At 71.2% G+C, this 26854-nt stretch carries 24 protein-coding genes; 5 read left to right on the forward strand and 19 right to left on the reverse strand.

Annotated elements, in window-relative coordinates; translation table 11 throughout:
* Positions 1-1050 (forward strand): ribosome small subunit-dependent GTPase A, encoded by a 1050-nt coding sequence (rsgA, locus tag H483_RS28035; RefSeq protein WP_017836619.1) that lies wholly within the window; start codon positions 1-3, stop codon positions 1048-1050.
* A 47-nt stretch (positions 1051-1097) separates the two neighbouring features.
* Here rsgA and H483_RS28040 read toward each other — a convergent pair whose 3' ends face one another.
* The 4 genes from H483_RS28040 to H483_RS28055 all read right to left on the reverse strand — a co-directional run bounded on the left by H483_RS28040 (position 1098) and on the right by H483_RS28055 (position 4746).
* Entirely contained in the window at positions 1098-2216 is a 1119-nt protein-coding gene (locus H483_RS28040) for a ferredoxin reductase (protein WP_017836620.1), read from the reverse strand.
* A gap of 147 nt (positions 2217-2363) precedes the next feature.
* A complete protein-coding gene (locus tag H483_RS28045; protein ID WP_017836621.1) occupies positions 2364-2885 on the reverse strand; it encodes a hypothetical protein in 522 nt (173 codons plus the stop codon).
* Positions 2886-2916: 31 nt separating this feature from the next.
* Positions 2917-4332 (reverse strand): wax ester/triacylglycerol synthase family O-acyltransferase, encoded by a 1416-nt coding sequence (locus tag H483_RS28050; RefSeq protein WP_017836622.1) that lies wholly within the window; start codon positions 4330-4332, stop codon positions 2917-2919.
* A 3-nt stretch (positions 4333-4335) separates the two neighbouring features.
* Complete coding sequence (locus H483_RS28055) at positions 4336-4746, reverse strand: HAD family hydrolase (protein ID WP_017836623.1); 411 nt, start codon at positions 4744-4746, stop codon at positions 4336-4338.
* Between the two features lie 131 nt (positions 4747-4877).
* On the opposite strand from H483_RS28055, the gene H483_RS28060 reads away from it, so the two are divergent.
* On the forward strand, positions 4878-5456 hold the full coding sequence (locus H483_RS28060) for a hypothetical protein (protein WP_193746861.1): 579 nt from the start codon (positions 4878-4880) through the stop codon (positions 5454-5456).
* Between the two features lie 6 nt (positions 5457-5462).
* Here the strand turns inward: H483_RS28060 and secA are convergent, their stop codons facing one another.
* The 12 genes from secA to H483_RS28120 form a co-directional block, all read right to left on the reverse strand.
* Positions 5463-8234, reverse strand: coding sequence for a preprotein translocase subunit SecA (gene secA / locus H483_RS28065; protein WP_042329534.1), 2772 nt, complete (start codon positions 8232-8234; stop codon positions 5463-5465).
* Positions 8235-8404: 170 nt separating this feature from the next.
* Complete coding sequence (hpf, locus tag H483_RS28070) at positions 8405-9088, reverse strand: ribosome hibernation-promoting factor, HPF/YfiA family (RefSeq protein WP_017836627.1); 684 nt, start codon at positions 9086-9088, stop codon at positions 8405-8407.
* A gap of 233 nt (positions 9089-9321) precedes the next feature.
* Positions 9322-9927 carry a ComF family protein gene (locus H483_RS28075; RefSeq protein ID WP_017836628.1) on the reverse strand — a complete coding sequence of 202 codons (606 nt, stop codon included), beginning with the start codon at positions 9925-9927 and terminating at the stop codon, positions 9322-9324.
* 165 nt (positions 9928-10092) lie between these two features.
* On the reverse strand, positions 10093-11832 hold the full coding sequence (locus H483_RS28080; RefSeq protein ID WP_017836629.1) for an LpqB family beta-propeller domain-containing protein: 1740 nt from the start codon (positions 11830-11832) through the stop codon (positions 10093-10095).
* Entirely contained in the window at positions 11829-13556 is a 1728-nt protein-coding gene (gene mtrB / locus H483_RS28085; protein ID WP_017836630.1) for an MtrAB system histidine kinase MtrB, read from the reverse strand. The genes H483_RS28080 and mtrB overlap by 4 nt, the downstream gene beginning before the upstream one ends.
* On the reverse strand, positions 13553-14233 hold the full coding sequence (mtrA, locus tag H483_RS28090; RefSeq protein ID WP_017836631.1) for an MtrAB system response regulator MtrA: 681 nt from the start codon (positions 14231-14233) through the stop codon (positions 13553-13555). Before mtrA ends, mtrB begins: the two co-directional genes overlap by 4 nt.
* A 110-nt stretch (positions 14234-14343) precedes the next feature.
* Positions 14344-14982 carry a dTMP kinase gene (locus H483_RS28095; protein WP_017836632.1) on the reverse strand — a complete coding sequence of 213 codons (639 nt, stop codon included), beginning with the start codon at positions 14980-14982 and terminating at the stop codon, positions 14344-14346.
* Positions 14983-14993: 11 nt separating this feature from the next.
* On the reverse strand, positions 14994-16460 hold the full coding sequence (ahcY, locus tag H483_RS28100) for an adenosylhomocysteinase (RefSeq protein ID WP_017836633.1): 1467 nt from the start codon (positions 16458-16460) through the stop codon (positions 14994-14996).
* Between the two features lie 60 nt (positions 16461-16520).
* Complete coding sequence (gene manA, locus H483_RS28105; RefSeq protein WP_017836634.1) at positions 16521-17762, reverse strand: mannose-6-phosphate isomerase, class I; 1242 nt, start codon at positions 17760-17762, stop codon at positions 16521-16523.
* Between the two features lie 4 nt (positions 17763-17766).
* Positions 17767-18861 carry a hypothetical protein gene (locus H483_RS28110; protein ID WP_017836635.1) on the reverse strand — a complete coding sequence of 365 codons (1095 nt, stop codon included), beginning with the start codon at positions 18859-18861 and terminating at the stop codon, positions 17767-17769.
* Positions 18854-20230: a phosphomannomutase/phosphoglucomutase gene (locus H483_RS28115; RefSeq protein ID WP_031264822.1), complete on the reverse strand. Its 1377-nt coding sequence runs from the start codon at positions 20228-20230 to the stop codon at positions 18854-18856. The genes H483_RS28110 and H483_RS28115 overlap by 8 nt, the downstream gene beginning before the upstream one ends.
* Positions 20231-20336: 106 nt before the next feature.
* Entirely contained in the window at positions 20337-20813 is a 477-nt protein-coding gene (locus H483_RS28120; RefSeq protein WP_017836637.1) for a DUF3499 domain-containing protein, read from the reverse strand.
* A gap of 235 nt (positions 20814-21048) precedes the next feature.
* Between H483_RS28120 and H483_RS28125 the strand changes: the two genes are divergently transcribed.
* Complete coding sequence (locus H483_RS28125) at positions 21049-21501, forward strand: metallopeptidase family protein (protein ID WP_031264823.1); 453 nt, start codon at positions 21049-21051, stop codon at positions 21499-21501.
* Positions 21502-21613: 112 nt separating this feature from the next.
* Here the strand turns inward: H483_RS28125 and H483_RS28130 are convergent, their stop codons facing one another.
* Entirely contained in the window at positions 21614-21925 is a 312-nt protein-coding gene (locus tag H483_RS28130; protein ID WP_017836639.1) for a WhiB family transcriptional regulator, read from the reverse strand.
* A 260-nt stretch (positions 21926-22185) separates the two neighbouring features.
* On the opposite strand from H483_RS28130, the gene cofD reads away from it, so the two are divergent.
* Positions 22186-23250, forward strand: a complete 1065-nt coding sequence (gene cofD / locus H483_RS28135) for a 2-phospho-L-lactate transferase (protein WP_031264825.1) — start codon at positions 22186-22188, stop codon at positions 23248-23250.
* A complete protein-coding gene (locus H483_RS28140) occupies positions 23247-24677 on the forward strand; it encodes a coenzyme F420-0:L-glutamate ligase (protein ID WP_017836641.1) in 1431 nt (476 codons plus the stop codon). Before cofD ends, H483_RS28140 begins: the two co-directional genes overlap by 4 nt.
* Before the next feature lie 5 nt (positions 24678-24682).
* Here H483_RS28140 and H483_RS28145 read toward each other — a convergent pair whose 3' ends face one another.
* Positions 24683-25795 (reverse strand): sugar phosphate nucleotidyltransferase, encoded by a 1113-nt coding sequence (locus tag H483_RS28145; protein WP_238556277.1) that lies wholly within the window; start codon positions 25793-25795, stop codon positions 24683-24685.
* A 79-nt stretch (positions 25796-25874) separates the two neighbouring features.
* Positions 25875-26753 carry a glycosyltransferase family 2 protein gene (locus H483_RS28150; protein WP_017836643.1) on the reverse strand — a complete coding sequence of 293 codons (879 nt, stop codon included), beginning with the start codon at positions 26751-26753 and terminating at the stop codon, positions 25875-25877.
* Positions 26754-26854 lie beyond the last annotated feature (101 nt).

A 26854-nucleotide genomic window follows, 5' to 3' on the forward strand; every position in this document is an offset into this window, starting at 1 on the left:
GTGGCCACCAGGCGGGGCGGGAGCGGCGCGCGCGGCTGGGACGAGTCCGACATCCGGATCCGGCCGGGCAAGGGATCGAGGCCCCGCACCAAACGCAGGCCCAGCCACGCCGACGCGGCGTCCGCGATGGTCGTGAGCGTCGATCGGGGACGCTGGGGATGCGTGCTGCTGGACGACGGACCCGACCACGTCGCCGGCACCCGGATCGTCACCATGCGGGCCCGCGAGCTGGGCCGCACGCCCATCGTCGTGGGCGACCACGTCGGCGTTGTCGGTGACCTCACCGGCACCCGGGACACCCTGTCGAGGATCGTCAGGGTCGCCGAACGAAGCACGGTACTGCGCCGGACCGCCGACGACTCCGACCCGTACGAGCGGGTGGTGGTCGCCAACGCCGAACTACTCCTCATCGTCGTCGCGGTCGCGGACCCCCCGCCTCGCGCCGGCTTCGTCGCCCGCGCGCTCGTGGCGGCCTACACGGGCGGGCTGGACCCCGTCCTGTGCCTGACCAAGGGCGACCTGGACGACCCGTCGGTGTTCGCCGCCGAGTTCGAGGCACTCGACGTCCCCGTCCTGCGGACCGGGATCGACGACGACCTCGGGGCCCTGCACGATCGGATCGACGGCCGGATCTCCGCCATGATCGGCCACTCCGGGGTCGGCAAGTCCACCCTCGTCAACCGTCTGATCCCCGACGCCCGCCGGGCGACCGGCGTGGTCTCGGGCGTGGGTAAGGGCCGGCACACCTCGACCCAGTCGGTCGCCCTCGAACTGGGGTCCGGGGGCTGGGTGGTGGACACCCCGGGGATCCGGAGCTTCGGACTGGCGCACGTCTCACCCGACGACGTGGTGGCGGCGTTCTCCGATCTGGACGAGATCGCTCAGGACTGCCCGCGGGGCTGCACCCACCAGGGCCCGCCCGCCGATCCGGAGTGCAGGTTCGACACCGTCACCGACCCCGCAGTCCACCGACGTGCGCTGGCCGTCCGAGAACTCCTCGGCGCCCTGCAGTCCAACGACGCGTGGGCACTCGGTTCGGATCAGGACTGAGCACGGATCGGGGGCGAGCAGGGGCCGGGGGCGGCGCGCCGACGCGGTCAGAGCTTGAGTTCGACGTCCCCCAACGCCACCGAGACGCAGGTCTGGATCCGCTCACCGGGCCCGTGGTCGGTGCCATTGCGCAGGTCGCGGACGTGCCCCTCGTCGAGTCCCACGACACACGTCTGGCAGATGCCCATCCGGCAGCCGAAGGGCATCTGCACGCCCACCTTCTCCCCGCCCTCGAGGATGGTGGTGGCACCGTCGAGCTCGACGGTCTTGCCGGTCGACCCGAACGTCACGGTGCCGCCCGAGGCTCCGGCGTCCCGGTTGACGGTGAAGCGCTCCACGTGGAGGTCGTCCCGGTCGGTGGCGTCGAAGTGCTCGTCGAGCTCGTCGAGCATCGCGTTGGGGCCGCACGCCCAGGTCGGTCGCTCCGACCAGTCGGGGACGAGGGCGGACATCTGGCGCGAGTCGATGCGGCCCTCCTCGCTGGTCACCCGGAGATGCAGGACGTAACCGGGCTGGGTCTTCTCGAGGGCGCGCAGCTCGTCGTAGAAGAGCGCGTCGTCCCTCTCACGCACCGAGTGCACGTGGACGACGTCCGGGAACGGCTCGGTGACCGAACGGCGGTCCAGGGACCGGAGCATCCCCATGACCGGGGTGATCCCGGAACCGGCGGTCACGAACATCAGCTTGGGAGGGGTCGGCGTCGGCAGGTGGAAGTCGCCCGCCGGCGCCGCGAGGCGGACGATGGTCCCGGGTTCGACGGTGCCGACGATGTGGTTGCTGAGAAGTCCCTCCGGCAGCGCCTTGACGGTCACCGAGTACTCGCCGCGGCCGGTGGTGGGGGCCGAGGTCAGGGAGTAGGAGCGCCAGGTCCAGCGGCCGTCGAGGAGCACGCCGATTCCCAGGTACTGGCCGGGCTGGTAGTGCGGTGTCGCGCCCCAGCCGGGCTTGATCACCAGCGTGACGGTGTCCTCCGCCTCGCGGCGCACCGTGACCACCTCGCCTCGCAGTTCGCGGGAGGACCACAGCGGATAGATGAGCGACGAGTAGTCGTCCATCCGGAGCGGGTGCGTGAGGCGGTTGAGGAATCGGTGCGCGGCCCGTGGTTCCGGAACCCTCGCAGCCGCTGCGCGCAGTACACGGTTGAGCCCGCTGGTCGACTCGGTCACTGGTGCCTCCTTGAGACCGGGGACCGCACGACCCGAGGACCGGGCCGACGGTGCCGGAGATGAGAACCTACGGTAGCGAAGGGTAGCGCCTGGCGGGCACCCCACGGGCATGATCCCGCCCAACGGGCGCAGACTCTCCGACCCTCTTCAGAGCAGACTCAACAGGAACGGCAGTTCACCCGCGTCGTACCAGGCGAGGTCGATGTCGAGTGCGTCGCCCACGGTGAGCTCCGCGTCCTCGTCGCCCAGATCAGCACGGTCCACGGCCTCGACCGCGGCCTCGACGGCATCGGCGGCGCCGGCCAGGTCCACGTGGACGGCGGCGATCTCCTCCATCGCCACGGTCCCCCTGGACAAGCGCACCACGGCGGTGTCCAGATCCGGTCGCGGCTGGGCGTCGGCGTCGGGGACGTCCACACTCACCACCACCCGGCGGTAGGGGTGCGTGTCGTGCACCGCACCGGAGTCGATCTCTCCACCCAGCAACCGCAGCGAGGCACGGGCCGCCTCGAGGTACGCCACGTGCTCGATCTCCTCCGTGTCCCCCTCGGCGTAGGACTCCACGAGCGCGGGGGTCGCCGCGAAAGCGGTCCCGCTGCGGACGGGCATCTCCCCGCTGTCGAGCAGTGTCTCCAGCATCGCGAGCGTGGCGGGGACGAACAGACGCATGATGGTGCCTTCCTCGGGTGGGCGGTGCGGGTCAGCGGGAGGTGCCGGTGAGCTCGTCCAGCGCCGAGGAGATGAGCTCCCCGATCTCCTCCACGTCCGGCACCGCCTGACGGTCCGCGGTGAACCCGCAGTAGACGACCCCCGAATAGCTGCTCATCGACACGGCCAGCGCCTGACCGTCGAGCAGCGCCGGGACGGGATAGACCTCCGCGAGCTCACCGTCACCCCAGAACATCTTGTGCTGCGGGCCGGGCGCGTTGGTGACGACCAGGTCGTAGCTGTCCGACGGCAACATGATCGCGGCGCGGGAGCCCAGCGCGTGCAGGGTGGGCGGGGCGAAACCCGAGAGTCGGGCCAACGACTTGGCGCCCACCGCCTGTCTGGGATGCCGCTGGGTGGCCGTCTCCCTGGAGATCTGCGCGAGCCGCATCCTGGGGTTGGGCTCCCCCACCGGCATCCCGATGAGCGCGGAGGCGATCTCCGCGGAAGTCGCCTCCGCGGAGGCCTCGGGACCATCGGAACCCTCGGCCGGGCCCGACTCCGAGGACACGGCCATCGGGACGATCGCGCGGAGCGTGTCAGCGGTGGAGAGGGGGTGACCGCAGGACAGGATCCACGACCGCAGTGCCCCGCAGAGGACTGCCAGGACCACGTCGTTGACCTTGCAGTCGTGCTCCCGGGCGATCTCGCGTGCACGGTCCAGGGGGAACGACGCCAGCCCGACACGGCTGCCTCGGGGTCGGGAGGTCCGGAACATCTCCGCGAGTCCCCCGGCCGGGCGCAGAACGGTCAGGCTCGCGGCGCCGACCAGACCCCGGCTCGCCCTCTCCACCGCGTTCACCAGACGGGCGGAGCGCCGGACCAGCTCCAGGGGGTCCGTGGCGATGGTGATCAAGGCGTCCAGCACGAGGACCCCGTCGCCCGGAGACGGGACGGGGGTCCAGGTGGCCACCTCGTGTACGTCCGCCGACGCCTTCTCGTCGGTCATGAGGACCTGCGCGAGGTCCACGGCGTTGGGGCCGCCGAGCAGGACGTGATGGGTCTTGGTGAGCACCGCCAGCCGCCCGTCGGCGAGGCCCTCGATGAGGTAGAGCTCCCACAGTGGCCGGCCGGGCTCGAGCGGACGGTCGACCAACCGGGCCACAAGATCGGCGAGCTGCCGTATCCCGCCGGGAGCCGGCAGGGCGGACCGCCGGACGTGGAAACTCAGGTCGAAGTCCGGATCGTCGACCCAGACCGCCCGCGCCAGACCGAAGGGGACGTACCGGATGCGCTGCCGGAACCGGGGCGCGTCGGCGAGCCGGGCGTCGACGAACTCCATCACCCGGTCGATGTCCCAGGGATCGTCCCGGGAGACGAGCGCCAGGGAGCAGGAGTGCCGACTCCGTGATCGGGTGGCGTCCCCGAGGAGCAGATCCGCGTCCGCCGTCGCCAGCCTGGCCGCCACCGGTCAGACCGCCTCGTCCAGTCCGAGCAGCCCGCGGATCTCCACGGCCGCGCGGTCGAACACCTGATAGAACACTCCGATCATCCCCGTCTGGACCGCGCCCAGGACGTTCTCGATCGCGTCGTCGACCATCACGCACTCGCGCGGCTCCAGCTCCAGGCGGCTGGCCGCCTCGAGGAACGCCTCGGGATCGGGTTTCTCCACCCCGGTCCGGCCGCTGAGCACCACGTGATCGATCCCGTAGGCGCGGGCGTCCTCACGCACCCGGTCGGCACCCGGCCCCTCGGGCTCGTTGCTGAGGACCGCCAGGCGTACGTCGTTGGCACGTGCGCCGATGAAGATCTCCCGCCAGCTCTCGCGGTCCTCTTCCGTGCCGTCCAGCACCCCGAAGTAGTCGACAATCAGTCCTCGCATGGCACCAGCCTAGGCAACGCCCGTCGACGGTGCAGAGGTGGAGCCGGAACCGTCCTCTTTGCCCCGCGCGTCACACCATATAGAGGGATGCGAGACCGGCCCGGTTCTCGTCGTAGGGAGCAGGAGTGCACATGACCCCGACACCAGTGACATCGACCCCCGTGTCGTCACCGTCGACAGGCCGGTACGCGACCTCCCGGGAGTGTGGGTCGGACGAATGCATGGTCAGGCCGCTGCTCTCGACGGAGCCCGGCTCCGACTCCCGTCGGCACGACCGCGCGAACGGCCCGGTCACCGACTCCGTCCCGGTGGCGGTCCCGGTGCCGGATCCCGAGCACGCGGTGCCGGTGCCGGCGCGGCGGGCAGCGCACGCGCTGGTGATCATGGCACTCGAGGTGGTCGACCGAAAGCGGACACCACGCAACACCCGGGGAGCGTTCCCGCCCCACCTCATCGAGATGCTCGGGACGGTGGCCCGCGGCGGCGTCCCCGGCCGCGCCCTCGGTGTGGCGCGGATCCACCGCCTCCACATCCACCCCGCCGATCCGGGAGGCGCGGACTCCTCGGGCGCCCCCGGGTCCCCGGGTGGCGGTGGCCGGGACTACGAGGTCTGCGCCACATACGCCCGCGGGCCGCGACTGTTCGCCGTCGCGGCCCGCATCCGGGTCACCGATACCGGGGCGACCTGCACGGCCCTCCGGTTGGTCTAGGGACCGTCAGACCTTGCGCCCTCGGGACGCGGCCTTGGCCGCACGCTCACGGCGGTCGAGCCGGTCCTGCCGTTCCTGGGAACGGCGCTCGGCACGGTTCGCCGGGGCGCTCTCGTCGACGAGCTGCGCCTCACCCGTCTCCGACGGGCCCGAGAACTGCATCTGGTCGTCGCTCACGTCGCGGCCCGTGCCCGCGGCCTGCAGGATCGGATTGGCACCCGCGAGAGACGCGGCCTGCGCCGCCGAGGGCGCCGCCACCGACTTCTGCTGCTGACCGGCCTCGACCTTGACGTTGAACAGGAACGCGACGGTCTCCTCGCGCACACCGTCCATCATCGCCGAGAACATGTCGTAGCCCTCGCGCTGGTATTCGACCAGGGGGTCGCGCTGGGCCATGGCGCGCAGCCCGATGCCCTCCTTGAGATAGTCCATCTCGTAGAGATGCTCGCGCCACTTCCGGTCCAGGACCTGGAGCATGATCGACCGCTCGAGCTGGCGCATCGCGCCCTCGCCGCCGATGCCCTCGATCTCGGCTTCGCGCTCGTCGTACCGGGCGAAGACGTCGTCGAGGATCGCGTCCTTGAGGTTCTTGGCCGACAGGTCGCCCGACGCCCCGTACTCGTCGCCGTCGATGATCGACTGCGCGGTGATCGAGACAGGGTAGAGCTGCCCGAGGGCGTCCCACAGCTTGTCCAGATCCCAGTCCTCGACGTACCCCTCGGCGGCGGCGCCGTCGACGTACGCACTGATCACCTGGTAGATCATCGACTCGACCTGGTCGGTGATGTCCTCGCCCTCGAGGATCCGCTTGCGCTCGCCGTAGATGACGGTGCGCTGCTGGTTCATCACCTCGTCGTACTTGAGCACGTCCTTGCGGATCTCGAAGTTCTGCGACTCGACCTGCGTCTGGGCGTTCTTCACCGCCCGCGAGACCATGCCCGCCTCGATCGGCACGTCGTCGGGCAGGCTCAGCCGGTTCATGATCGCCTCGACGGCCGCGCCGTTGAACCGGCGCATGAGCTCGTCACCCAGGGACAGGTAGAACCGGGACTCACCCGGGTCGCCCTGGCGACCCGAGCGGCCGCGCAGCTGGTTGTCGATCCGCCGGGAGTCGTGTCGCTCGGTGCCCAGGACGTAGAGACCGCCGGCCTCGCGGACCCGCTCGGCCTCCTCCTTGCTGAGCTTGCGCATGCGCTCGATCTCGGCGTCCCACGCCTCCTCGTACTCCTCCGGGGTGTCGACGGGGTTGAGTCCGCGCTCACGGAGGTTGAGGTCGGCGATGATGTCCGGGTTGCCACCGAGCACGATGTCGGTACCACGACCGGCCATATTGGTCGCCACGGTGACCGCACCCGGGCGACCGGCCTGGGCGATGATCTGGGCCTCGGACGCATGGAACTTCGCGTTGAGGACGTGGTGCTTGATGCCCTTGCGGTTGAGCTGCCTCGACAGGTGCTCACTGCGCTCGACGGACGCGGTGCCCACGAGGACCGGCTGCTTCTTCTCGACGCGCTCGGCGATGTCCTCCACCACGGCGGCGAACTTCGACTCCTCGGTCTTGTAGATGAGGTCGGCCAGATCCTCGCGCGCCATCGGCCGGTTGGTCGGGATCGGCATGACCTCGAGCTTGTAGATGGAGTAGAGCTCGGCGGCCTCGGTCTCGGCCGTACCGGTCATCCCGGCCAACTTCTCGTAGAGACGGAAGTAGTTCTGCAGGGTGATGGTGGCCAGGGTCTGGTTCTCGGCCTTGATCTCCACCCGTTCCTTGGCCTCGATGGCCTGGTGCATGCCCTCGTTGTAGCGGCGCCCGTCGAGGACCCGCCCCGTGAACTCGTCCACGATGATCACGTCGCCGTCGCGGACGATGTAGTCCTTGTCCTTGGTGAACAGCTCCTTGGCCTTGATGGAGTTGTTCAGGTAGCTCACGAGCGGCGAGTTCGCCGCCTCGTAGAGGTTGTCGATGCCGAGCTGGTCCTCGACGAACTCGACGCCCTGCTCGGTCACACCGATCGTGCGCTTCTTCCGGTCGACCTCGTAGTGCGTTCCCTCCTCGAGCAGGGGGGCGATACGGGCGAACTCCCCGTACCACTTGCTCGACCCGTCGGCGGGGCCCGAGATGATCAGCGGGGTCCGCGCCTCGTCGATGAGGATCGAGTCGACCTCGTCGACGATCGCGTAGTTGTGGCCACGTTGGACCAGCTCCGCGGTGTCGTGCGCCATGTTGTCGCGGAGGTAGTCGAAGCCGAGCTCGTTGTTGGTGCCGTAGGTGATGTCGGCCGAGTAGGACTCCCGCCGCTGCGCGGGGGTCATGCCGCCGAGGATGGCTCCGACAGACAGTCCGAGGAACCGGTGGACGCGACCCATCCACTCGGCGTCGCGCTTGGCCAGGTAGTCGTTGACCGTGACCACGTGGACGCCCTGGCCGGACAGGGCGTTGAGGTAGGCGGGGAGCACACAGGTCAGGGTCTTGCCCTCACCGGTCTTCATCTCCGCCACGGCGCCGGTGTGCAGGACGATGGCGCCGATGATCTGCACCTTGTACGGCCGCTGCCCGAGCACCCGGTAGGCGGCCTCGCGGGCCACCGCGAACGCCTCGGGGAGCAGGTCGTCGAGCGTCTCACCCTTCGCCAACCGAGCCCTGAACTCGTCGGTCTTGTCGCGGAGCTCGTCGTCGGTCAGCTTCTCCGTCGCCTCGGACAGGGTGTCCACGTAATCGGCGAGAGCGCTGTACCGCTTGAGCTTTCGACCTTCGCCGGCTCGGAGCAGCTTGGAAAGGATGGACACAGTCTCGAACGTCCTCGTGGTCGGGTTGATCGGAATTCTGGCTACCTGCGCGGGGTCCACGCGGGCCCTCGGTTCATCCTAGGTGCTGTGGGCCTCGGATACACGCCGCGGGCGGCCCGGTCCATTCGGACCGGACCGCCCGCGGGGCGTGCGAGCCGTGACCGTCAGGCCTCGTCGCTCAGCGTGATGAGCCCGTAATCGAACGCGTGCCGCCGGTAGACGACGGTGGCGCGCCCGGACTCGGCATCGCGGAAGAGGTAGAAGTCGTGTCCCACGAGCTCCATCTTCTCGAGCGCGTCGTCGACCGACATCGGGGTCCCGTCGTGCTCCTTGCGGCGCACGATCTGGCCTGGCAGCTGATCGTCGTGCCCGTCGGCGTACTCGTCCATCACGTCCGCCGGCGCGGCCTCGGACGCGAGTTCCGCGGTGGCCTCGGCGACGGACTGCGGTCGACGGTGACCGGAGTGGCTGATCTTCCGCCGGGTGCGGGCCTTGCGCATCTGCCGCTCGAGCTTGGCCACCGCCGACTCCAGGGCGGCGTAGAAGGTGTCCTCGGCGGCCTCCGCGCGGGCGACGCCCGGCTTGCCCTTGAGGGTGATCTCGATCCGCTGGCTGGCCTTGGCCAGTCGTGGGTTCTTCTCGTGCAACAGGACCACGTCGAACCGGGTGATCGCCGGCGAGATCTTCTCGATCTTCGCGAGCTTGGTGTGGATCCGGGTCGCGAAGTGGTCGGGGACCTCGACGTTCCGGCCCTTGATTGTCACCTGCGCTTCAGGGGCACCGGGGTCGTCGGTCGACGGACCGTCGAAGGTGGCGGGGTCGAGCAGGACTGCGGGGGTCTTCGCCATCGAAGCTCCTCCTCATCGGGCCTGCGGCGGGCCCCGGAGACCGGCCCGGTTACCGCCCGGGACACCGGTCGAGGGACCAACCCACATGGCTGAGTGGACACTCTCCGGACGCGGAACACCATCGGCAAAATTCTCGTGAACGCGCTGGTGAACCCCGTCCGACGCCCACATTACCCGGTCGCCAGCGCACCGGACCGCAGTGGGCGCAAGTCGTCCAGAAGTCACCCTCGCCCTCAGGCGGCGGTGACCCCGAGGACGCCGTCGACGCGCAGACCGCCCTCGCCCAGCACACCGACGCACGCGGCGGCCGTGGCCCCCGTGGTGACCACGTCGTCCACCAGCAGGACGGTCGCCGGCGTCTCCAGCACCTCGGTGACCGTCGACGGCGCCCCGGGCGTGGCCCGGATCAGTGTGTCCGGTGATCGCCTCCTGATCCGGCCGGAGAGATTGCCGGACCTCGCCCGCGCGTCCAATCCGGCGGCGTCGCGGACCCTGCCCCGGATCTCGAGCAGCGGGGCCACGGCCACGGGTCCACCCGGGACCGACCCCGCCAGTTCGGCCGCGAGGACGTCCACGAGCCCCCGGACGTGGTCGAACCCGCGTCGACGGCGCGCCCGCCCGGACGCCGGGGCGGGCACGAGGACAGTCGGACGTTCCGACGCCTCCGCGATCTCGCCCTCCGCCCTGAGCGCGTCGATCCCTGCCGCGAGCGCGACACCGAGGGGGGCGGCGAGGTCGGGGCGGCCCCGGTCCTTGTACGCCGACACGGCCCGGGCGGCGGGCCCGACGTGCCGGGCGAGCGCCCACACGGGCACCGGGAGGTCCGCGCGTGTCCGCACGTGCAGCGGACTCCCACCGAGGCTCAGGGCGCACTGCGGACACCATCGCTCCCGCGCGCGCCCGCACCCGGCACACTCGAGCGGGACCAGCAGATCCGCCAGCGCCGCGGACCACCCGGGACCCGGTGGGCGCCCGCGTCTCCCGTCGGCCCCCGTCGGCACTCGTCAGCCCGCGACGACCGGCTCCGCCCGGATGGCGGCCAGTCCGTTGATCTCCCGCCAGTAGCGATCCCCGGTCTCGGCCACCGTGTCGAGCCTCAACAGGGACCTCTGGTCCACCACGTACACCTCGCGGCCCGCCGCGGCGACCGCCGTGACGGGTCCGGCGATGTTGCGCTGGGACAGCGGCGTGGTCATCGCGCCGTCGACGGTGATCGTGGTGACGGGAACCTCCGTGGTGTTCTGACCGATCACGACCGTCGAGCGGTCCCGCCACGCGACGACGGCGGCCGTCTCCCCCAACGCCCTGCCGATCTGCCGGAACGTTCCGGCGAGCGGCTGCCCGGTCTCCGCGGACAGGGCGCCGATGAACACCTTGCCGTCGACCACCACCGCCAGCTGCGCCCCGGACGGGTCGATCCTCAGACCGGTGAACCGGGAGCCCAGGGCGCGGAGCGGGGCCCCGTCCATCTCCTGGACGGACGGGGACTGCACCCCGATGCCCACCCGCACCAACCTCGTGTCGTCGACCATCACCCAGGCGCGCCGGTCCACGGGGTGGAAGGTCGGTCCGGTGAGGGTCTGACCGACGAGGGCTTCCTCGGGCTCGCCGTCGACCGCGCCGATCAGCAGCCGCTGGGGCGCCGCGCGGTCCTCGCCGGCGATGACCGCCAGCGCGTCCCCGTCGTGCGACAGGGTCGCACTCCGACCCCCGCGGACCTGCGACCACGGGCCTCCCGCCGGTCTGGCGCCGGAGGCGTCCAACCTCACCAGGCCGTCGGCGGCGGTGAGCGCGTTGCGCATCGGCTCGACCGGCGGATAGGGGTCGAACGTCCGGACGTCCTCCGTCGTCCACCCGTCGACGAAGCGTTCGTCGAGCGGCGCGCCGTCCCGTTCGAGCCGGTACGGCCCGGGAACGTCCGCACGGGCCAGGGTCCACACGACCTGCGCGGCGAACTGCGTGGTGGCCTGGCTGCTCAGCACCGGCAGGCCCGTGAAGTCGATGGCGGTCCCGGCTCCCTGTTGCCCGTCGGCGGAATCGTCGGGGCGAACCGAGACCGACGCCGGGATCCGGGACAGCACGGCGGACTCGAGGCCCGGTCGGGGCCCGGTGGCGAGCAGGTTGACCAGCGAGAACTCCAGATCGGTCCGGTCCGCGGCCGTCCAGCGCGTGTCCGGTACCAGCGAGTCGCCGGATCCGGAGAGGAAGAACAGGTCGCGCTGGGCGTAGGTCGAGACGAACTCGGTCCGCTCGATCACGACACCCGGAGGAAGCCGGTCGATCCGCCACTGGCCGTCCTGCCGGGCCAGGCCGATCGTCACCTCGAGTTGCCCGACGTCCTCCCTGAAGATGCCACCGGGGTCGAGCGACCCGACCTTCTCGGCGCGCAGGGTGTACTCCGCCCGGTCGGCGCCGCGGCCGCCCTCGGCGCTGAGATCTGCCCGCAGGACGATGGTGGTCTCCGCCGAATCGTCCCAGGTGTCCGCCGCCTCCGGGGTGAGGAACTGCCGGGCCGCGGCGTGGCGCTGGTCCGCGATCGCCGCGGCCTTGAGGAAGTCGCGGACCAGGAGGTCCGGTTCCTGGTCGGGGACCGGGGTGGGCACGGCCAGTCCGGCGCCGGACGGAGAGAACGTGTCGATGACCTGGGGGGACGACGACGAGGGCAGGGTCGCGCACCCGGACGCGGCCAGCACGGTGGCGCAGATCGTCGCGATCGCGACGAGGAATGCCCGGCTGCGGCTCACGGACGGACCTCCTCGGAACCGGGGACACGCGCCAGGGGGGTCGGGGACCCGGTCCGCACCAGCCGCGCCTCGTCCTCCGGCGTCAGCGGCAGCGGGCTCGAGGTGAGGGTTCCGCCGTGCCGGCGGGGGATGGTCAGGCGGAAGCACGACCCCTCACCCGGGCTCCCCCAGCAGTCCAGACGACCGCCGTGGAGCTTGGCGTCCTCGAGCGCGATCGCCAGACCGAGCCCGGTCCCGCCCGACCGACGAACCCGTGAGGGGTCGGCGCGCCAGAAGCGGTTGAACACCAGCGACTCCTCGCCGGGCTTGAGCCCCACCCCGTGGTCGCGGACCGAGACCGCGAGGGCTGCCTCAGACCCCCGGAGGGTCACCCGCACGGGCTTGGACTCCGAGTGGTCGAGGGCGTTGGCGATGAGGTTGCGCAGGATCCGCTCGACCCGACGGGAGTCCACCTCGGCCATCACCGGTTCGGACGGCATGTCCAGCTCCACCTGCACCCCCGCGGACTCCGCGATGTGCGACACGGTGGACACCGCGTCCTCGACCGCCCCGCGCACGTCCAACGAGGCCATCGACAGTTCCGCCATACCGGCGTCGTGGCGGGAGACCTCGAGGAGGTCGGTGAGCAGGCTCTCGAACCGGTCGAGCTCGGACTCCAGCAGCTCCACCGCACGCTTGGTCGGGGGATCGAGGTCCCCGGCCGAGTCGGAGATGATGTCGGCCGCCATCCGGACCGTCGTCAGCGGGGTACGCAGCTCGTGGGAGACGTCGGAGGTGAACCGCTTCTGCAGGTCCCCGAACTCCTCCAGCTGGGTGATCTGATCGGACAGGCTCTGCGCCATGTCGTTGAACGCCATCGCCAGTCGGGCGACGTCATCCTCTCCCCGGATCACCATCCGTTCCTTGAGGTGGCCGTTGGCGAACCGCTGAGCGATCGACGCCGCCTGGCGGACCGGGAGCACCACCTGTCGTGCGACCATCCACGCGATCGCCGCGCTGAGCACGATGATCGCCAGACCCGCGGTCGCGACGATCCCGCGCATGATCCCCAGGGTCTGTTCCTCGGCGATGAGCGGGTAGACCAGGTAGAGCTCGAGACCGGGGATCGAGGAGTCCGTGGGGGTGCCGATGATGAGCGCCGAGGTCTCCTCGTCGCGGAACACGACCGGTTCGATCTTCTGAGCCACGAGGCCCCGCTGCACCAGCGCCTGCAGATCCGCGGGCACCCGCGCGTCGGCCGGGCTGACGACCTGGCCCCGGCCGGTCTGGTCGGGGACCACCAGGATCGGCTCGAAGGTCCCCGCGTGGACCGATTCGCCCTCCGCGGCGATACCCCGCTCCCCCAGGGCACTTCGCGCCTGGTCGAGACGGGACTGTTCACTCGTGCCCTCGTCGGTCGCGGCGATCTGCGCCTCGACGGTGACCCGCAGCCTGCCCGTCTGCTCGACCGCGGCGTCGAGCTTGGTCGAGAGCAACTGTGTGGCCATCTGGCTCTGCAACATGAACGCGATCGTGAGGATCACCCCCATCGACAGCGCCAGGGTGGAGGTGACCACGCGGAGCTGGAGGGAACGTCGCCACATCCTGGCGATCCGCATCCCCATGACGGTGAGATCCAGGTCTTGGAGCCGCTCCCTGAGCGTCGGCGACGAGTCGGCCACGTCCCTGGTGTCGCGCTCGTCGCCGGAGGACGCCGACGCGTCGTCCGTGCGACGGTCGGTCACGAGACCGGACCGGCCTTGTACCCGACGCCGCGCACGGTGAGGACGACCTCGGGGTTCTCCGGGTCCTTCTCGATCTTCGCCCGCAGGCGCTGGACGTGGACGTTGACCAGCCGGGTGTCGGCCGAGTGACGGTAGCCCCAGACGTGCTCGAGGAGCACCTCGCGGGTGAAGACCTGGCGGGGCTTTCGCGCGAGTTCCACGAGCAGGTCGAACTCCAGCGGGGTGAGCGGAATCGGGGTCCCCTCCCGCGTCACCGTGTGGGCGGGCACGTCGATGCTCACATCCCCGATGTGCAGGAGTTCGCTCGGCTCGTCCTCACCACGCCGCAGCCGCGCCCGGATCCGGGCCACCAGCTCCTTGGGCTTGAACGGCTTCATGATGTAGTCGTCGGCCCCGGACTCGAGTCCCAGCACCACGTCCACGGTGTCGGTCTTGGCGGTGAGCATGACGATCGGCACCCGCGACTCCCCGCGGATGTCCCGACACACGTCGATCCCGCTCCGGCCCGGGAGCATGAGGTCCAGCAGGACCAGATCGGGTTGGACCGCGCGGAAGGTCTCGATGGCCTGGACACCGTCGCCCACGACCTCGGTCTCGAACCCCTCGCCCCGCAGGACGATGGTGAGCATCTCTGCCAGGGCGGCGTCGTCGTCGACGACGAGGATCTTCGGGGTCATTGTCACCACTTGTGTCGGCGTGTGTGTCGGCATGTGTTCATGAAGACCTTACCCGTCCCGCACGCGCGGGACGGGGCCGCGCCTCGGCTCGGTGTCCGGTCTCCGACCGCTCAGTGTCCGGCCACGAGGTCGGCCAACCGTCGCACGTCGGGGTCGACGCCCAGCACCTGCCAGGGCGAGCGCCACCCGGTGGCGGCGAGTCGGCGGTAGATCTCCCCGGTCGCGGCCTGGAGGGCGGCGTCCCTCTCGTAGAGGTCCCGGGTCCGACCCGGGTCCGCCGTCTCGCGGGATCCCGCCCTCTCGGCCGCCAGCGCGACAGGGGTGTCGAGCAGGATCTGCAGGTCCGGGGTCGGCAACCCGAGGCGGTCGAACTCGAGCTCACCGATCCAGCGGAGAACCTCGTCCTGGCGGCCCGGGCCGAGCCGGGCCGCCGTGTACGCGGCGTTGGACGCTACGTAACGGTCGAGCAGGACCACGTCGTGGGAGCTGATCAGGTCGCCCAGCTCGCCCAGCGCCGCGTGCCGGTCCAGAGCGAACAGCAACGCCATCGCGTGCGGCGAGTCGGCGGCGCCGGCCTGACCGCCGTGCAGGGCGTCCGCGGCGAGGTCGGCGTGCAGGGTCCCGTACCGGGGAAAGGCGAGCCGACCGACCGACACGCCCCGGTCGGTGAGCTCACCGACCAGGGCGGTCGTCAGGGTGTTCTTGCCCGCGCCGTCGAGCCCCTCGACGACGACAAGTCGCGCGACCACCGGAAAACGGGTCAGTACCGGTAGTGGTCGGGCTTGTACGGGCCCTCGACGTCCACCCCGATGTACTCGGCCTGGTCCTTGGCGAGCGTGGTGAGGGAACCGCCCAGCGCCTCGACGTGCAGGCGCGCGACCTTCTCGTCCAGGATCTTGGGCAGCAGATGGACCCCGACGGGGTACTGGTCGGCGTTGCTGAACAGCTCGATCTGGGCGATCACCTGGTCGGAGAAGCTGTTGGACATCACGAACGAGGGGTGGCCGGTGGCGTTACCGAGGTTGAGCAGACGCCCCTCGGACAGCACGATGATCGAGCGGCCGTCGTCGTCGAAGACGAACTCGTCGACCTGGGGCTTGATGGTGATGCGGGAGACGCCCTCGGCGGACTCGAGGCCCGCCATGTCGATCTCGTTGTCGAAGTGACCGATGTTGCCCAGGATCGCCTTGTTCTTCATCCGCGTCATGTGGTCGAAGGTGATGATGTCCTTGTTGCCGGTGGCCGTGATGATGATGTCGGCCGACTCGATGGCCTCGTCGACCGTCACCACGTCGAAGCCGTCCATGAGGGCCTGCAGCGCGTTGATCGGGTCGATCTCGGTGACCTGGACACGCGCGCCCTGACCGGCCAGGGCCTCGGCGCAGCCCTTGCCCACGTCGCCGTACCCGCAGACCAGGGCCTTCTTGCCGCCGATGAGGGCGTCGGTGCCGCGGTTGATCCCGTCCAGCAGCGAGTGGCGGGTGCCGTACTTGTTGTCGAACTTGCTCTTGGTGACCGCGTCGTTGACGTTGATCGCGGGGAACGGCAACACGCCCTCGGAGTGGAAGTGGTACAGGCGGTGCACGCCGGTGGTGGTCTCCTCGGTGACGCCCTGGACCGACTCGGCGATGGCCGTGTACTTGCCCGGGTGGGCCGGCACGGACTCGCGCAGCAGCGCGTGGAAGACCTTCTCCTCGGCGGACCAGGCGGGGTCGTCCGACGGCACGGCTCCGGCCTGCTCGAACTCCTTGCCCTTGATCACGAGCATGGTGGCGTCGCCACCGTCGTCGAGGATCATGTTGGGATCGGCGCCCGGCCAGGTCATGATCTGCTCGGTGCACCACCAGTACTCGGTGAGCGTCTCGCCCTTCCACGCGAACACCGGCACACCCGACGGGGCCTCGGGGGTGCCCTCCGGGCCCACGACGACGGCGGCGGCCGCCTCGTCCTGGGTGGAGAAGATGTTGCACGAGGCCCACCGGACCTCCGCGCCGAGCGCCGTCAGGGTCTCGATCAGCACCGCCGTCTGCACCGTCATGTGGATCGACCCGGCGATCCGTGCGCCGGCCAGCGGCTGCTGCTCCCCGTACTCCTCCCGCAGCGCCATCAGACCGGGCATCTCGTGTTCGGCCAGACGGATCTGCTTGCGGCCCGCCTCCGCCAGCGACAGATCCGCCACCTTGAACTCGACACCGTTGACGGACTGCACGTGCAGATCAGCGGACATGTGTGCGACCAGCTCCTCGTGATTCGTGGAAAGACTCCCGCACCACAGTAGCGGGGTGTTCTACCGGTGCGGCGTCCCCGTCGCCGGACCGCCGACACGGGTGCGGAAGACGGTCGCCCCGTCCACGGCCTCCAGCTCGACCTCCGGAGTCGAGGCGGGCACCCACACCGCGTGGCCGGGCCCCAGTGTCTCCGTGGTCCCGTTCTCCGTCACGCGCACCAACCCGGAGGTACACAGCAGGACCTCCGGGCCGTCCGTGGGATAGCCGACGGGACCGGAGGCGGCGGGGAGCTCGATGCGCGAGAGCGCGAAGTCCGGCTCCGGCGTGGGGTAGTCCATCTCCCCCGGTATCCCACGGTCGGCCCGGACCGGCCGGACCGTGGGGTCCAGCAGGGGGTCGAACGCGAGTACGCGCATCAGCTCCGGGACGTCGACGTGCTTGGGCGTCAGTCCCCCGCGCAGGACGTTGTCCGAGTTGGCCATCACCTCCACCCCCACGCCGCGGAGATAGGCGTGGAGCTGACCCGGTCCCAGGTACACGGCCTCCCCCGGGAGGAGCACCACCCTGTTCAGCAACAGGGCGCCGAGGACCCCCGGGTCCGTGGGGTAGCGCTCGGCCAACTCCACCACAGTCGTGGCCTCGTGCGACCACCGCCCGGCGACGCCTTCCACCGTGAGGTAGTCGACGGCCCCGGCGACGAGGTCCGCCACCACCGTCGCCAGCGCGGTGTGCGGCATTGTCACGAAGGTGGTGAACACGGCACGCAGGCCCTCGGCGTCCGGTTGCCCGTCCAGCATCTCGCGGTAGGGACGAAGCGCGGGGACGTCCAACGCGTCCAACAACTCCACGGTCCGGGCAACGGGCCGGAACCCCACCAGCGCGTGGAACTCCGTCAGCGCCACCAGGATCTCGGGCTTGTGGTTGGTGTCGCGGTAGTTACGATCCGGTGCGTGCAGGGCGATCCCCCGCGCGTCCTCCGCGGCGAACCCCTCTCTCGCCCGCTCCGGGGACGGGTGGGCCTGCAGGGAGAGCGCCTGCTCGGCGGACAGGAGCTTGACGAGGAACGGCAACCCTCCGCCGTGCTGCGCGGCCACCCGGGCACCGAGTTCCCCCTCGGGGTCGGCGGCGATCCGTGCGTCCAACCCCCGCCCGTCCGCGCAGAGCGACGAGCCGGAGTCGTGGGCACCGAACCAGTGCTCGGCGACCGGGTGCGGTGCCGGGGAGTGCGTCCCGCACAACTCGGGGAGCGCGGTCCGGGAGCCCCAGGCGTACGCCTGGACGACCGGGCTGAGTGCCACCACGGGTCTAGAGCCCCCCCACCAGGTAATACGCCGCGGAGAGCTCGGTCCGTGCCATGAGCGCGGCCACCCTTCCGCTCAACGGGTCCGGTGCGGCGCCGAGAGTGTCCCGACCGCGATCGGAGATCCACTCGACGTCCACGAGCGGACCCGCGGTCAGGCGGACGAACTCCTCGTCCGCGCTCAACACCATACCGAGGTGCCGGATCGTCCTGTGTTCGCGCTCACCGTCCAACTCGTCATCGTGGAACAGACTCGCGAGTGGGTCTACGGCGGGCAGGCCTCGCGCGCGCTCGGCCTGGGACCGGACCGCGTCCGAGACGGAGGAGGCCGCCGTGACCCTGCCGGCGTCGCAGAACGCCGCGACCGCGCGGTCGCAGTACGCGGCCGAGACCGGATCGGCGTGGATCCACACGAGCGGGTCCGTGCCGGAGACGGCGGTGGCCAGGAGCTTGGCCGGGTTGACAGGGGTCGCGAGATCGGGTCCCAGACCCTCGAGTTCGACGTCGACGACGTCCGCGGCCACGCCGACGTCCAGTCCCGGCACGCCGAGGGCGGTGAGGACCGCCATCCCCGCGGCCAGGTGGTGCAGGACCCCCCGGTGCGGCGGGAGGTACGGGAGCGGGGAGAGCCAGACGGCACGGCCCCCTCCCGACTCGCCCACGGGTCCTTCCTTCGGCACGTCCACCACGACGACGGCGCCCCTGTGGGCGGCGGAGTCGACGGCCGATGCGAGGTCACGGTCCCCGGCGTCGTCGCCCGATACCAGGACGACGTCCAGGGCCCCGACCCACGTGGGAAGGGTGTGGGCGTGGACGAGCGGCGGGACCGCGGCCCCGCCGACGGTCTCGCAGAGAGCGGCGACCACCCGGGCGGCCTGGCGGGCCCGGTCCGACCGCCCGGTGACCCAGACGAGTGACCGCGGCCGGAACCCCACCAGGCCGTCCAGGGTCCCGGCGTCCACGGCGGTCGCGACCGACCGGAGCTGGGCACCCGCCATCGACGCGTGGAGCAGTGCGCCGGTGGCGTCGGACGATCGGAGGGCCTCGGCGTCGTCCAGATCGACCCGGCCGGCCCCCGTGTCGCTGGTGAGGTCAGGCACGGACGATCGCGAGGACCTCGTCGACGACCGCGGCGACGCCCTCCCCGGTGGGCGCCTCCGCGTTGAGACGCAGCAGCGGTTCGGTGTTCGAGGCCCGCAGGTTGAACCACGCGCCGTCCCCGAGGTCCACCGTGACGCCGTCGAGCCGGTCGACGGACACGGCGCGGCCGGCGAACGCGTCGATGACCTCCTCCATCCGGGCCACCTGCGCCTCCGCGGAGTCGAGGGTCGAGTTGATCTCCCCCGACGCGGCGTACCGGGTGTACTCCGCCATCACCTCCGAGAGCGGGGCGTCCTGCTCCCCGAGGGCGGCGAGGGTGTGCATGGCCGCGAGCATCCCCGAGTCGGCGCCCCAGAAGTCGCGGAAGTAGTAGTGCGCCGAGTGTTCGCCGCCGAAGACCGCACCGGTGTCCGCCATCTGCGCCTTGATGAAGCTGTGCCCGACCCGGGTCCGGACCGCGACGCCGCCCTTCTCCTCGACCAGTTCGGGGACGGCCCGGGAGGTGATGAGGTTGTAGATGATGGACGCGCCGGGCTCCTTGTCGAGTTCGCGGCCGGCCACCAGCGCGGTGATGGCCGACGGCGCGACGGGCTCACCCCGCTCGTCCACCACGAAGCAGCGGTCGGCGTCGCCGTCGAACGCGAGCCCGATGTCCGCTCCGCTCTCACGGACCAACGACTGGAGGTCGACCAGGTTGGCCGGTTCGAGGGGGTTGGCCTCGTGATTGGGGAAGTTACCGTCGAGCTCGAAGTACAGGGGCACGATCTCCAGCGGCAGGCCGCTGAGGACCGCGGGCACCGTGTGACCACCCATCCCGTTCCCGGCGTCGACCGCCACCTTGAGCGGGCGGATTGCCGAGAGATCGACCAGTTCACGGAGGTAGGAGCCGTAACCGTCGAGGACGTCACGCTCGGAGACCGTGCCGGCCTCACCGTCGTAGGCGGGCACACCTTCGACGAGCTCGTCGGCGATCGTGCGGAGGCCGGACTCCTGACCGACCGGCTTGGCGCCCGCACGGCAGAGTTTGATCCCGTTGTACCGGGCCGGGTTGTGGCTGGCGGTGAACATGGCGCCCGGGCAGTCGATCATCCCGGAGGCGTAGTAGAGCTGGTCGGTCGAGGCGAGGCCGATCGTCACCACGTCGAGCCCCTGGGAGGTGACGCCGTCGCCGAACGCCCTGGACAGCGCCGGAGAGGAGTCACGCATGTCATGACCCACCACGACGGTGTCCGAACCCTCGGAACGCATCAGCCGGGCGAACGACGCGCCGACCTCGCGAACGAAATCCTCGTCGATCTGCTCCCCCACGACGCCGCGGACGTCGTAGGCCTTGATGACTGCTCGGATGGACTCGGCGGTGCGTGGCACGTGCTGCTCCAGGGATGAGAGGCGGTCGGACGGTGTCATCAGACGACCCTACCCGCCGGGTTCCCACCCGGCCCGCGCCTCGCGGTCGGGGGCGGCCGGCGGCCGGTCAACCGAGCTCCGGACCCGGCTCCCGGTCCCCGTCGGCGGGCTCCGCGGACGACGTGTCGACACGGTCGGTCGCGTTCGGGACGACCCGCAGGTGGGGGCGGGAGCCGGAGGGCTCGACCGACTCCTCTGCGAGCACCGGGGCGGGGTCCGAGACCCCCAGTCGCCGCAGGCGGTCGGCGTCCACGAGCGCGGCCCCCGCCCGCCGACCGCCGACGGGGCCTCCGGCGACGGCGTCCAGCAGCGCCGTGAGGTCGGAATCCTCCGCCGAGACGTCGATGTCGGGATGGCGGACCAGATCCCAGCCCCGGGGGGCGGTGATGCGCAGGGCGTGCGCCGCGCACAGGTCCCACGAGTGGGGCTCCGAGATCGCCGGGAGCGGTCCGACGACGGCCGTCGAGTCGGCGTAGACATAGGTGAGCGTGGCGACCGCGCGGTTGGGACATCCCGGGCGGCAGCAACGACGGTTCTCACTCACGAGACCCCAGCGTAGTCCCGTCGGGCCGCCTCGTGCGCCGCGACCCGCCGCCACGGTGCCGCGGGCTGTCGGGGGCGGCGGCTACCCTCGCCTCATGACCCCACACGGACCGACCCCCGGTCGGCCGCCCACAGGGAACGCGATCCCGGGCGCCGGACAGAACGACGTGTGCTCGGGCAGCCGGATCTCCGTACGGGACTTCCCGGGAGACCCCGGCCGTCGTGGCCCGCGGGTGGTGACCTCCCGACGTGCCGCGCGACGCGGGCACGGCCCGCGCGGCCCGATCCTGCCGCCGGAGGTCCCCCGGTGGCGGAGCCGCGCCGCCGAGTTCGACGCCGCCGCGCTCGAGGCGTTCGCGGAGATCGACCAGCACTGGCATTCCCGCCTGGTGCACCTGGATCTCGCCGTGGACATGGTGCCGCGGATGCGGTTGAAGCCGGGCGAGACGTGGCCCGAAGAGGTGGTGGCGGACGGCCTGGTGCCGCTCGCCCGCCTGGTCCCGGCGGGCGTCGACCGGGCCGGCCAGCCCACGCGGGCCCGGTTGGTCCTGTTCCGCAGGCCGCTCACCCGCCGCGCGCCGGGCGGGGACGACCTGCGCGACCTCATCTACTCCGTGCTGGTGGAACTGGTCTCACAGCACCTGGAGATCTCCCCCGACGACGTCGAGGCCGGCCCCGGCGAGGACTGACTCGGCGAGGACTGACTCGGCGAGGACTGACTCGGCGAGAGCTGATCGGGCGAGACTGATCCGCACGAGCGGACTCGAGTCAGTGGGTGACGCTCACATCAGTGGGGCACGCTCACATCACGGCGTCACGCTTGATCCGTCGCCGTTCGCGCTCTGACAGTCCACCCCAGATGCCGAATCGCTCGTCGTTGGCCAAGGCGTACTCCAGGCACTCCGCCTTGACCTCACATCCCGTGCAGATCTTCTTGGCCTCGCGGGTGGAGCCGCCCTTCTCCGGGAAGAAGGCCTCAGGATCGGTCTGCGAACACAGTGCCCGCTCCTGCCAGCTCTCCTCCTCGTCCTCCACGAAGAGCGCGCCGGTGCCGAGGTCGACCAGGGCCAGTTCGGGTCCCGCTGCGGTGCGTGACTGTCGATCCACGGTCATCCCCTCGTGTTACGTTGCTCGTCGCTCGTGCGTCTGCCCGGCCCCGCGTGCCGCTCAGATACGAATGACACACCTGTGATTACACACATGCGAGTCGTTCAGGTCAAGCGAAATCGGGGATATCTAGCATTTCCGTCCACCGTCGGCCGCAATGACACGCCGGATCCAGTGTGGCGTGGAACACCCTCGCATCGGAGAGGGCGGCCGGAACGCCCGGCCGCCCTGTCCGCGCCGCGACCCCGTCACTACTCTTGGTCGACGTGAGGATCTGTGTAGTGGCCGGTGGCGTCGGTGGCGCCCGTTTCCTGCTCGGCGCACGTCGCCTTCTCGGACTGGACCCTGCTCCCGCGGGTGGGGGAACCCCGCTGCCCGGAGTAGATCCCACACACCGCCTCGACGCGGTGGTCAACGTCGGCGACGACGCGTGGATGCACGGTGTCCGGATCTGCCCCGACCTCGACACCTGCATGTACACCCTCGGCGGGGGCATCGATCCCGACCGCGGGTGGGGTCACGCGGGCGAGACGTGGAACTGCCGCGACGAACTCGCCGCCTACGGCGTCCAGCCCGACTGGTTCGGTCTCGGGGACAAGGACCTGGCCACGCACCTGGTCCGTACGCAGATGCTGGGTGCCGGATACCGGTTGACCGACATCACCGAGGCGCTGTGCACCCGGTGGTCGCCCGGCGTCCGGCTGCTGCCGGTGACCGACGACCGCTGTGAGACGCACGTCGTGGTCCCCGACGGTCCCGACGACGAGCAGGGATCCGGCGAGCGGGCGATCCACTTCCAGGAGTGGTGGGTCCGCCACCGGGCGCAGCTGCCGGCCTCGGCGTTCGTGCAGATCGGCGCCGACGCGGCCCGGCCCACCCCGGAGACCCTCGAGGCCATCGCGGAGGCCGACCTCGTCGTCGTCGCCCCCTCCAACCCCGTGGTCTCCGTCGGCGCGATCCTCGCCGTCCCCGGGATCCGGGCCGCGCTGCGGTCCACCTCGGCGCCGGTCGTGGGGGTCAGCCCCGTGATCGGCGGCGCGGTGCTGCGCGGGATGGCCGACGCGTGCCTCACCGCGATCGGGGTCGAGACCTCCGCCCTTGCCGTGGCCCGCCACTTCGGGGCCCGGTCCGGTACGGGGCTGCTCGACGGGTGGCTGGTGGCCCCCGGCGACGGTCCGGCCGGTGGTGCCGGGGGCGGGGACGGCGAGGTGGACGGTATCGCCGTCCGCGAGGCGCCGCTGCTCATGACCGATCCGGACGCCACCGCTCGGATGGCGGCCGCCGCCATCGACCTGGCCGGACTCGAGGTCCCCGCGCGGGCGGGGCGATGACCGACGACGCCGTCCCCGAGATCCGGCGGTGGGCGGGCGAGCACGCCGCCCCGTCCGACATCCGACTGTGGGCACCGGACGGACTACCGGAGTTCCGACCGGGCGACGACCTCGCCCGGATCCTCGCCGGCGCGCTCACCGACGACCCGAACGGTCTGATTGACGGCGACGTCGTGGTGCTCACCTCCAAGGTGCTGTCCAAGACGGAGGGGCGGATCGTGCCCGCGCCCACCGACCCCGACGAGCGGGACGCCCTGCGCCGCCGACTCGTCGACGAGGAGTCAGTGCGGGTGGTGGCACGGGTCAACCGGACCCTGATCACGGAGAACCGACTGGGCATCGTCCAGGCCGCCGCCGGGGTCGACGGCTCCAACGTGGAGTCCCGCGAGCTCGCCCTGCTCCCTGAGGACCCCGACGGCTCCGCCGCCGCCCTCGCCCGGGACCTGCGCCGACTGACCGGAGTGCGCGTGGGAGTGGTGGTGACCGACACCATGGGCCGCGCCTGGCGCACCGGCCAGACCGACGTGGCGATCGGTGCCGCCGGCCTGCGCGTGTCCGTCGGCTACGACGGAGCCGTGGACCGGCAGGGTAACGAGCTGTTCGTCACCGACGTCGCCGTGGCCGACGAGATCGCCGCGGCGGCCGACCTGGTCAAGGGGAAGCTGGGCGCCCGTCCCGTCGCGGTGGTGCGAGGGGTGGGGCACCTGCTGGTGGATGACGACGACGACCGGACCGATACCCCGAGTCGGGCCCGCGACCTCATCCGGGACAGCGGATCGGACCTGTTCAGGCTGGGCACCGCGGAGGCGCTGGCGCAGGGTCGGGAACAGGGCCGTCGCGAGGCCGTGCCCGGCCGTCGCTCGGTCCGGCGGTTCTCCGACGAGCCCGTCCCCGCGGAGGTGCTCGCCGACGCGGTGGCCGACGCGCTCACCGCGCCCGCCCCACACCACAGCACGCCCGTGAGGTTCGTCCGCGTCTCCGGCGCCGCGCGTCACCGGCTGCTCGACGCACTCCGCGCGGACTGGGAGGCGGACCTGCGGGCGGACGGCCACTCGGGCGACATCCTGGCCCGCCGCCTCGCCCGCGGCGATCTCCTCCGCACCTGCCCCGAGCTCATCGCGCCGTTCGTCGACGACTCGGCCGGCGCCCACGACTACCCGGACCCACGGCGCAACGCCTGCGAGGAGACCATGTTCACCGTGGCCGGTGGCGCTGCCGTCCAGTCGCTACTGATCTCCCTCGCCGCACGCGGACTGGGATCCTGCTGGGTGGGATCGACCATCTTCGCCGCCGACACCACCCGCCGCGAGCTCGCCCTGCCCGCGTCCTGGCGACCCCTCGGGGCGGTGGCCGTGGGAGTCCCGGCCGATCCGGTCGCACCCCGGGCCCCGCGCCCGGCCGGGGACGGTTACCTGTCCGTCGAGTAGCGGAGCTACATGTCCGTGGAGTAGCGGATCCCGCCGTCGGGGATCACGACCCCGGGCCACACCCGGGCCCCGCGCAGCAGCTCGCAACGCGCACCGATGTCCGCGCCGTCGCCGATCACCCCGTCGCGAATCAGCGCCCGGTGCCCGATGCGCGCGCCGAAGCCGATGATCGACCGTTCGACCGTCGCCCCGGCCTCGATACGGGCGCCGTCGAAGACCACGGCGCCGTCCAGCCGGGCTCCGGCCCCGATCTCGGCGCCGCGACCGACCACGGTCCCCCCGATGAGGACCGCCCCGGCGCCGACCCCCGCACCCTCATGGACGAGCGCCTCGCCGTGATGACTCTCGAGTGCAGGCGACGGCGCGATGCCGCGGACGAGGTCCGAGGACCCGCGGACGAAGTCCTCAGGCGTGCCCATGTCCCGCCAGTACGCCGAGTCCACGAAACCGTAGACCCGCTTGCCCTCGGCGAGCAGCTGCGGGAAGGTCTCGCGCTCCACCGAGACGGGGACGCCCTCGGGGATCTGCGCGATCAACTCGCGCCGGAAGACGTAACAGCCGGCGTTGATCTGATCGGTCGGCGGGTCCTGCGTCTTCTCCAGGAACTCCAGGACCCGGCCGTCGTCACCGGTCGGCACACAGCCGAAGGCCCGGGGATCGGAGACCCGGACCAAATGCATCGTCAGGTCGGCGTTCCTGGCGTGGTGCAGGTCGAGGATCCGGGTGAGATCGGTACCGCCCAGCACGTCCCCGTTGAACACCATGATCGTCGAGGCGGTGAGCTCGTCCAGAACGTTGCGGATGCCGCCGCCCGTCCCCAGCGGCTCGGTCTCCACCACGTACGTCAGTTCCAGGTCGAGATCGGACCCGTCACCGAAATGCTCCTCGAACACCTCGGCTTTGAACGACGTACCCAACACCACCCGCCGGATGCCCGCCGCCCGGATCCTCGAGAGCAGATGGGTGAGGAAGGGCACACCGGCCGTGGGCAGCATGGGCTTGGGCGCCGAGATCGTCAGCGGGCGCAGGCGGGTCCCCTTCCCGCCCACCAGGACCACCGCCTCGGTGTCTGTGATCGGATCGCGCGGCGCGGCGCCGGTGGGGGTCGTCGAGGTCACTGTCCTGCTCCCGGTGTCGTGGCCCCCGGGCCGCGCGCTGGCGCGGCCCGGGGGCCGGTGGTTGGTCTCGTCGTCCGCGTCAGCGAAGGCCACGCCGGGCGGATCGGATCGCGAGTCGGCACCGTAGCGCCAGACCCGCGCGGAGGGCCCAGCGTAACGGGGCCTGCCAGGCATGCGGATGCCTGTCCGCCTGGAACAGGTACGCGCTGCGGTGATGCGCCCGGAGGGTGAACTCCGGCACGGTCCTGGCCGCGTGGCCCTGGTCGTGGTGGATCACCGATGACGGCACGTAGACGTTGTGCCAGCCGGCGCGGCCCAGCCGGTCCCCCAGGTCCACGTCCTCCAGGTACATGAAGTAGCGCTCGTCGAACCCTCCCACCGCGTCGAACGCCTCACGCCGCAGCAGCAGGCACGACCCGGACAACCACCCTGCGGTCCGCTCGGAATCCATGTCGGCGTCATCGAGATAGCGGGCGGTCCACGGGTTGCCGGGCCACACCGGGCCCAGCAGCGCGTGACCGATCCCGGCGCCGAGGCTCGGCACGGCGCGGGCCGAGGGATACACGGACCCGTCCGTCTCGGCGATCATGGGGCCGAACGCCGCCGCCCGGGGCCACCGCTCGGCGGCGTCCAGCAACGCGTCCACCGATCCCGGCTCGAACCACACGTCCGGATTGACGACCACCACGAACTCCTGGTCGAAATCGGCCGGTCGCCGGGAGATCTCGGTCACGGCGCGGTTGATCGCGGTCCCGTACCCCAGGTTCCCTCCCGTCGGGAGGAACTCGGCGAAGTCGTGCGCGGCCGCCGCGGCCTCGGGCGCGCCGTCGGTGGAGCCGTTGTCCGCCATCACCAGCGCCACCGGCCGCGTCGTGGACCCGGGCAGGGTCTCGACGAATCGGCTCAGATGGTCGCCGGGCGAATAGGTCACCGTCACGACGGGCAGTCGGGTCGTCACCCGCAACACCCTACGACGCCGCACGCCGATTCCGACGCCCGGCGCGCGGCGCGGTACCGTGGGGGAATCTTCGGCGGCCTCGCGCGGCCCCCGATTCGACG

Origin of the sequence: Dietzia sp. UCD-THP (assembly GCF_000349585.1) — a bacterium.
GTDB classification, from domain to species: Bacteria; Actinomycetota; Actinomycetes; order Mycobacteriales; family Mycobacteriaceae; genus Dietzia; species Dietzia natronolimnaea_A.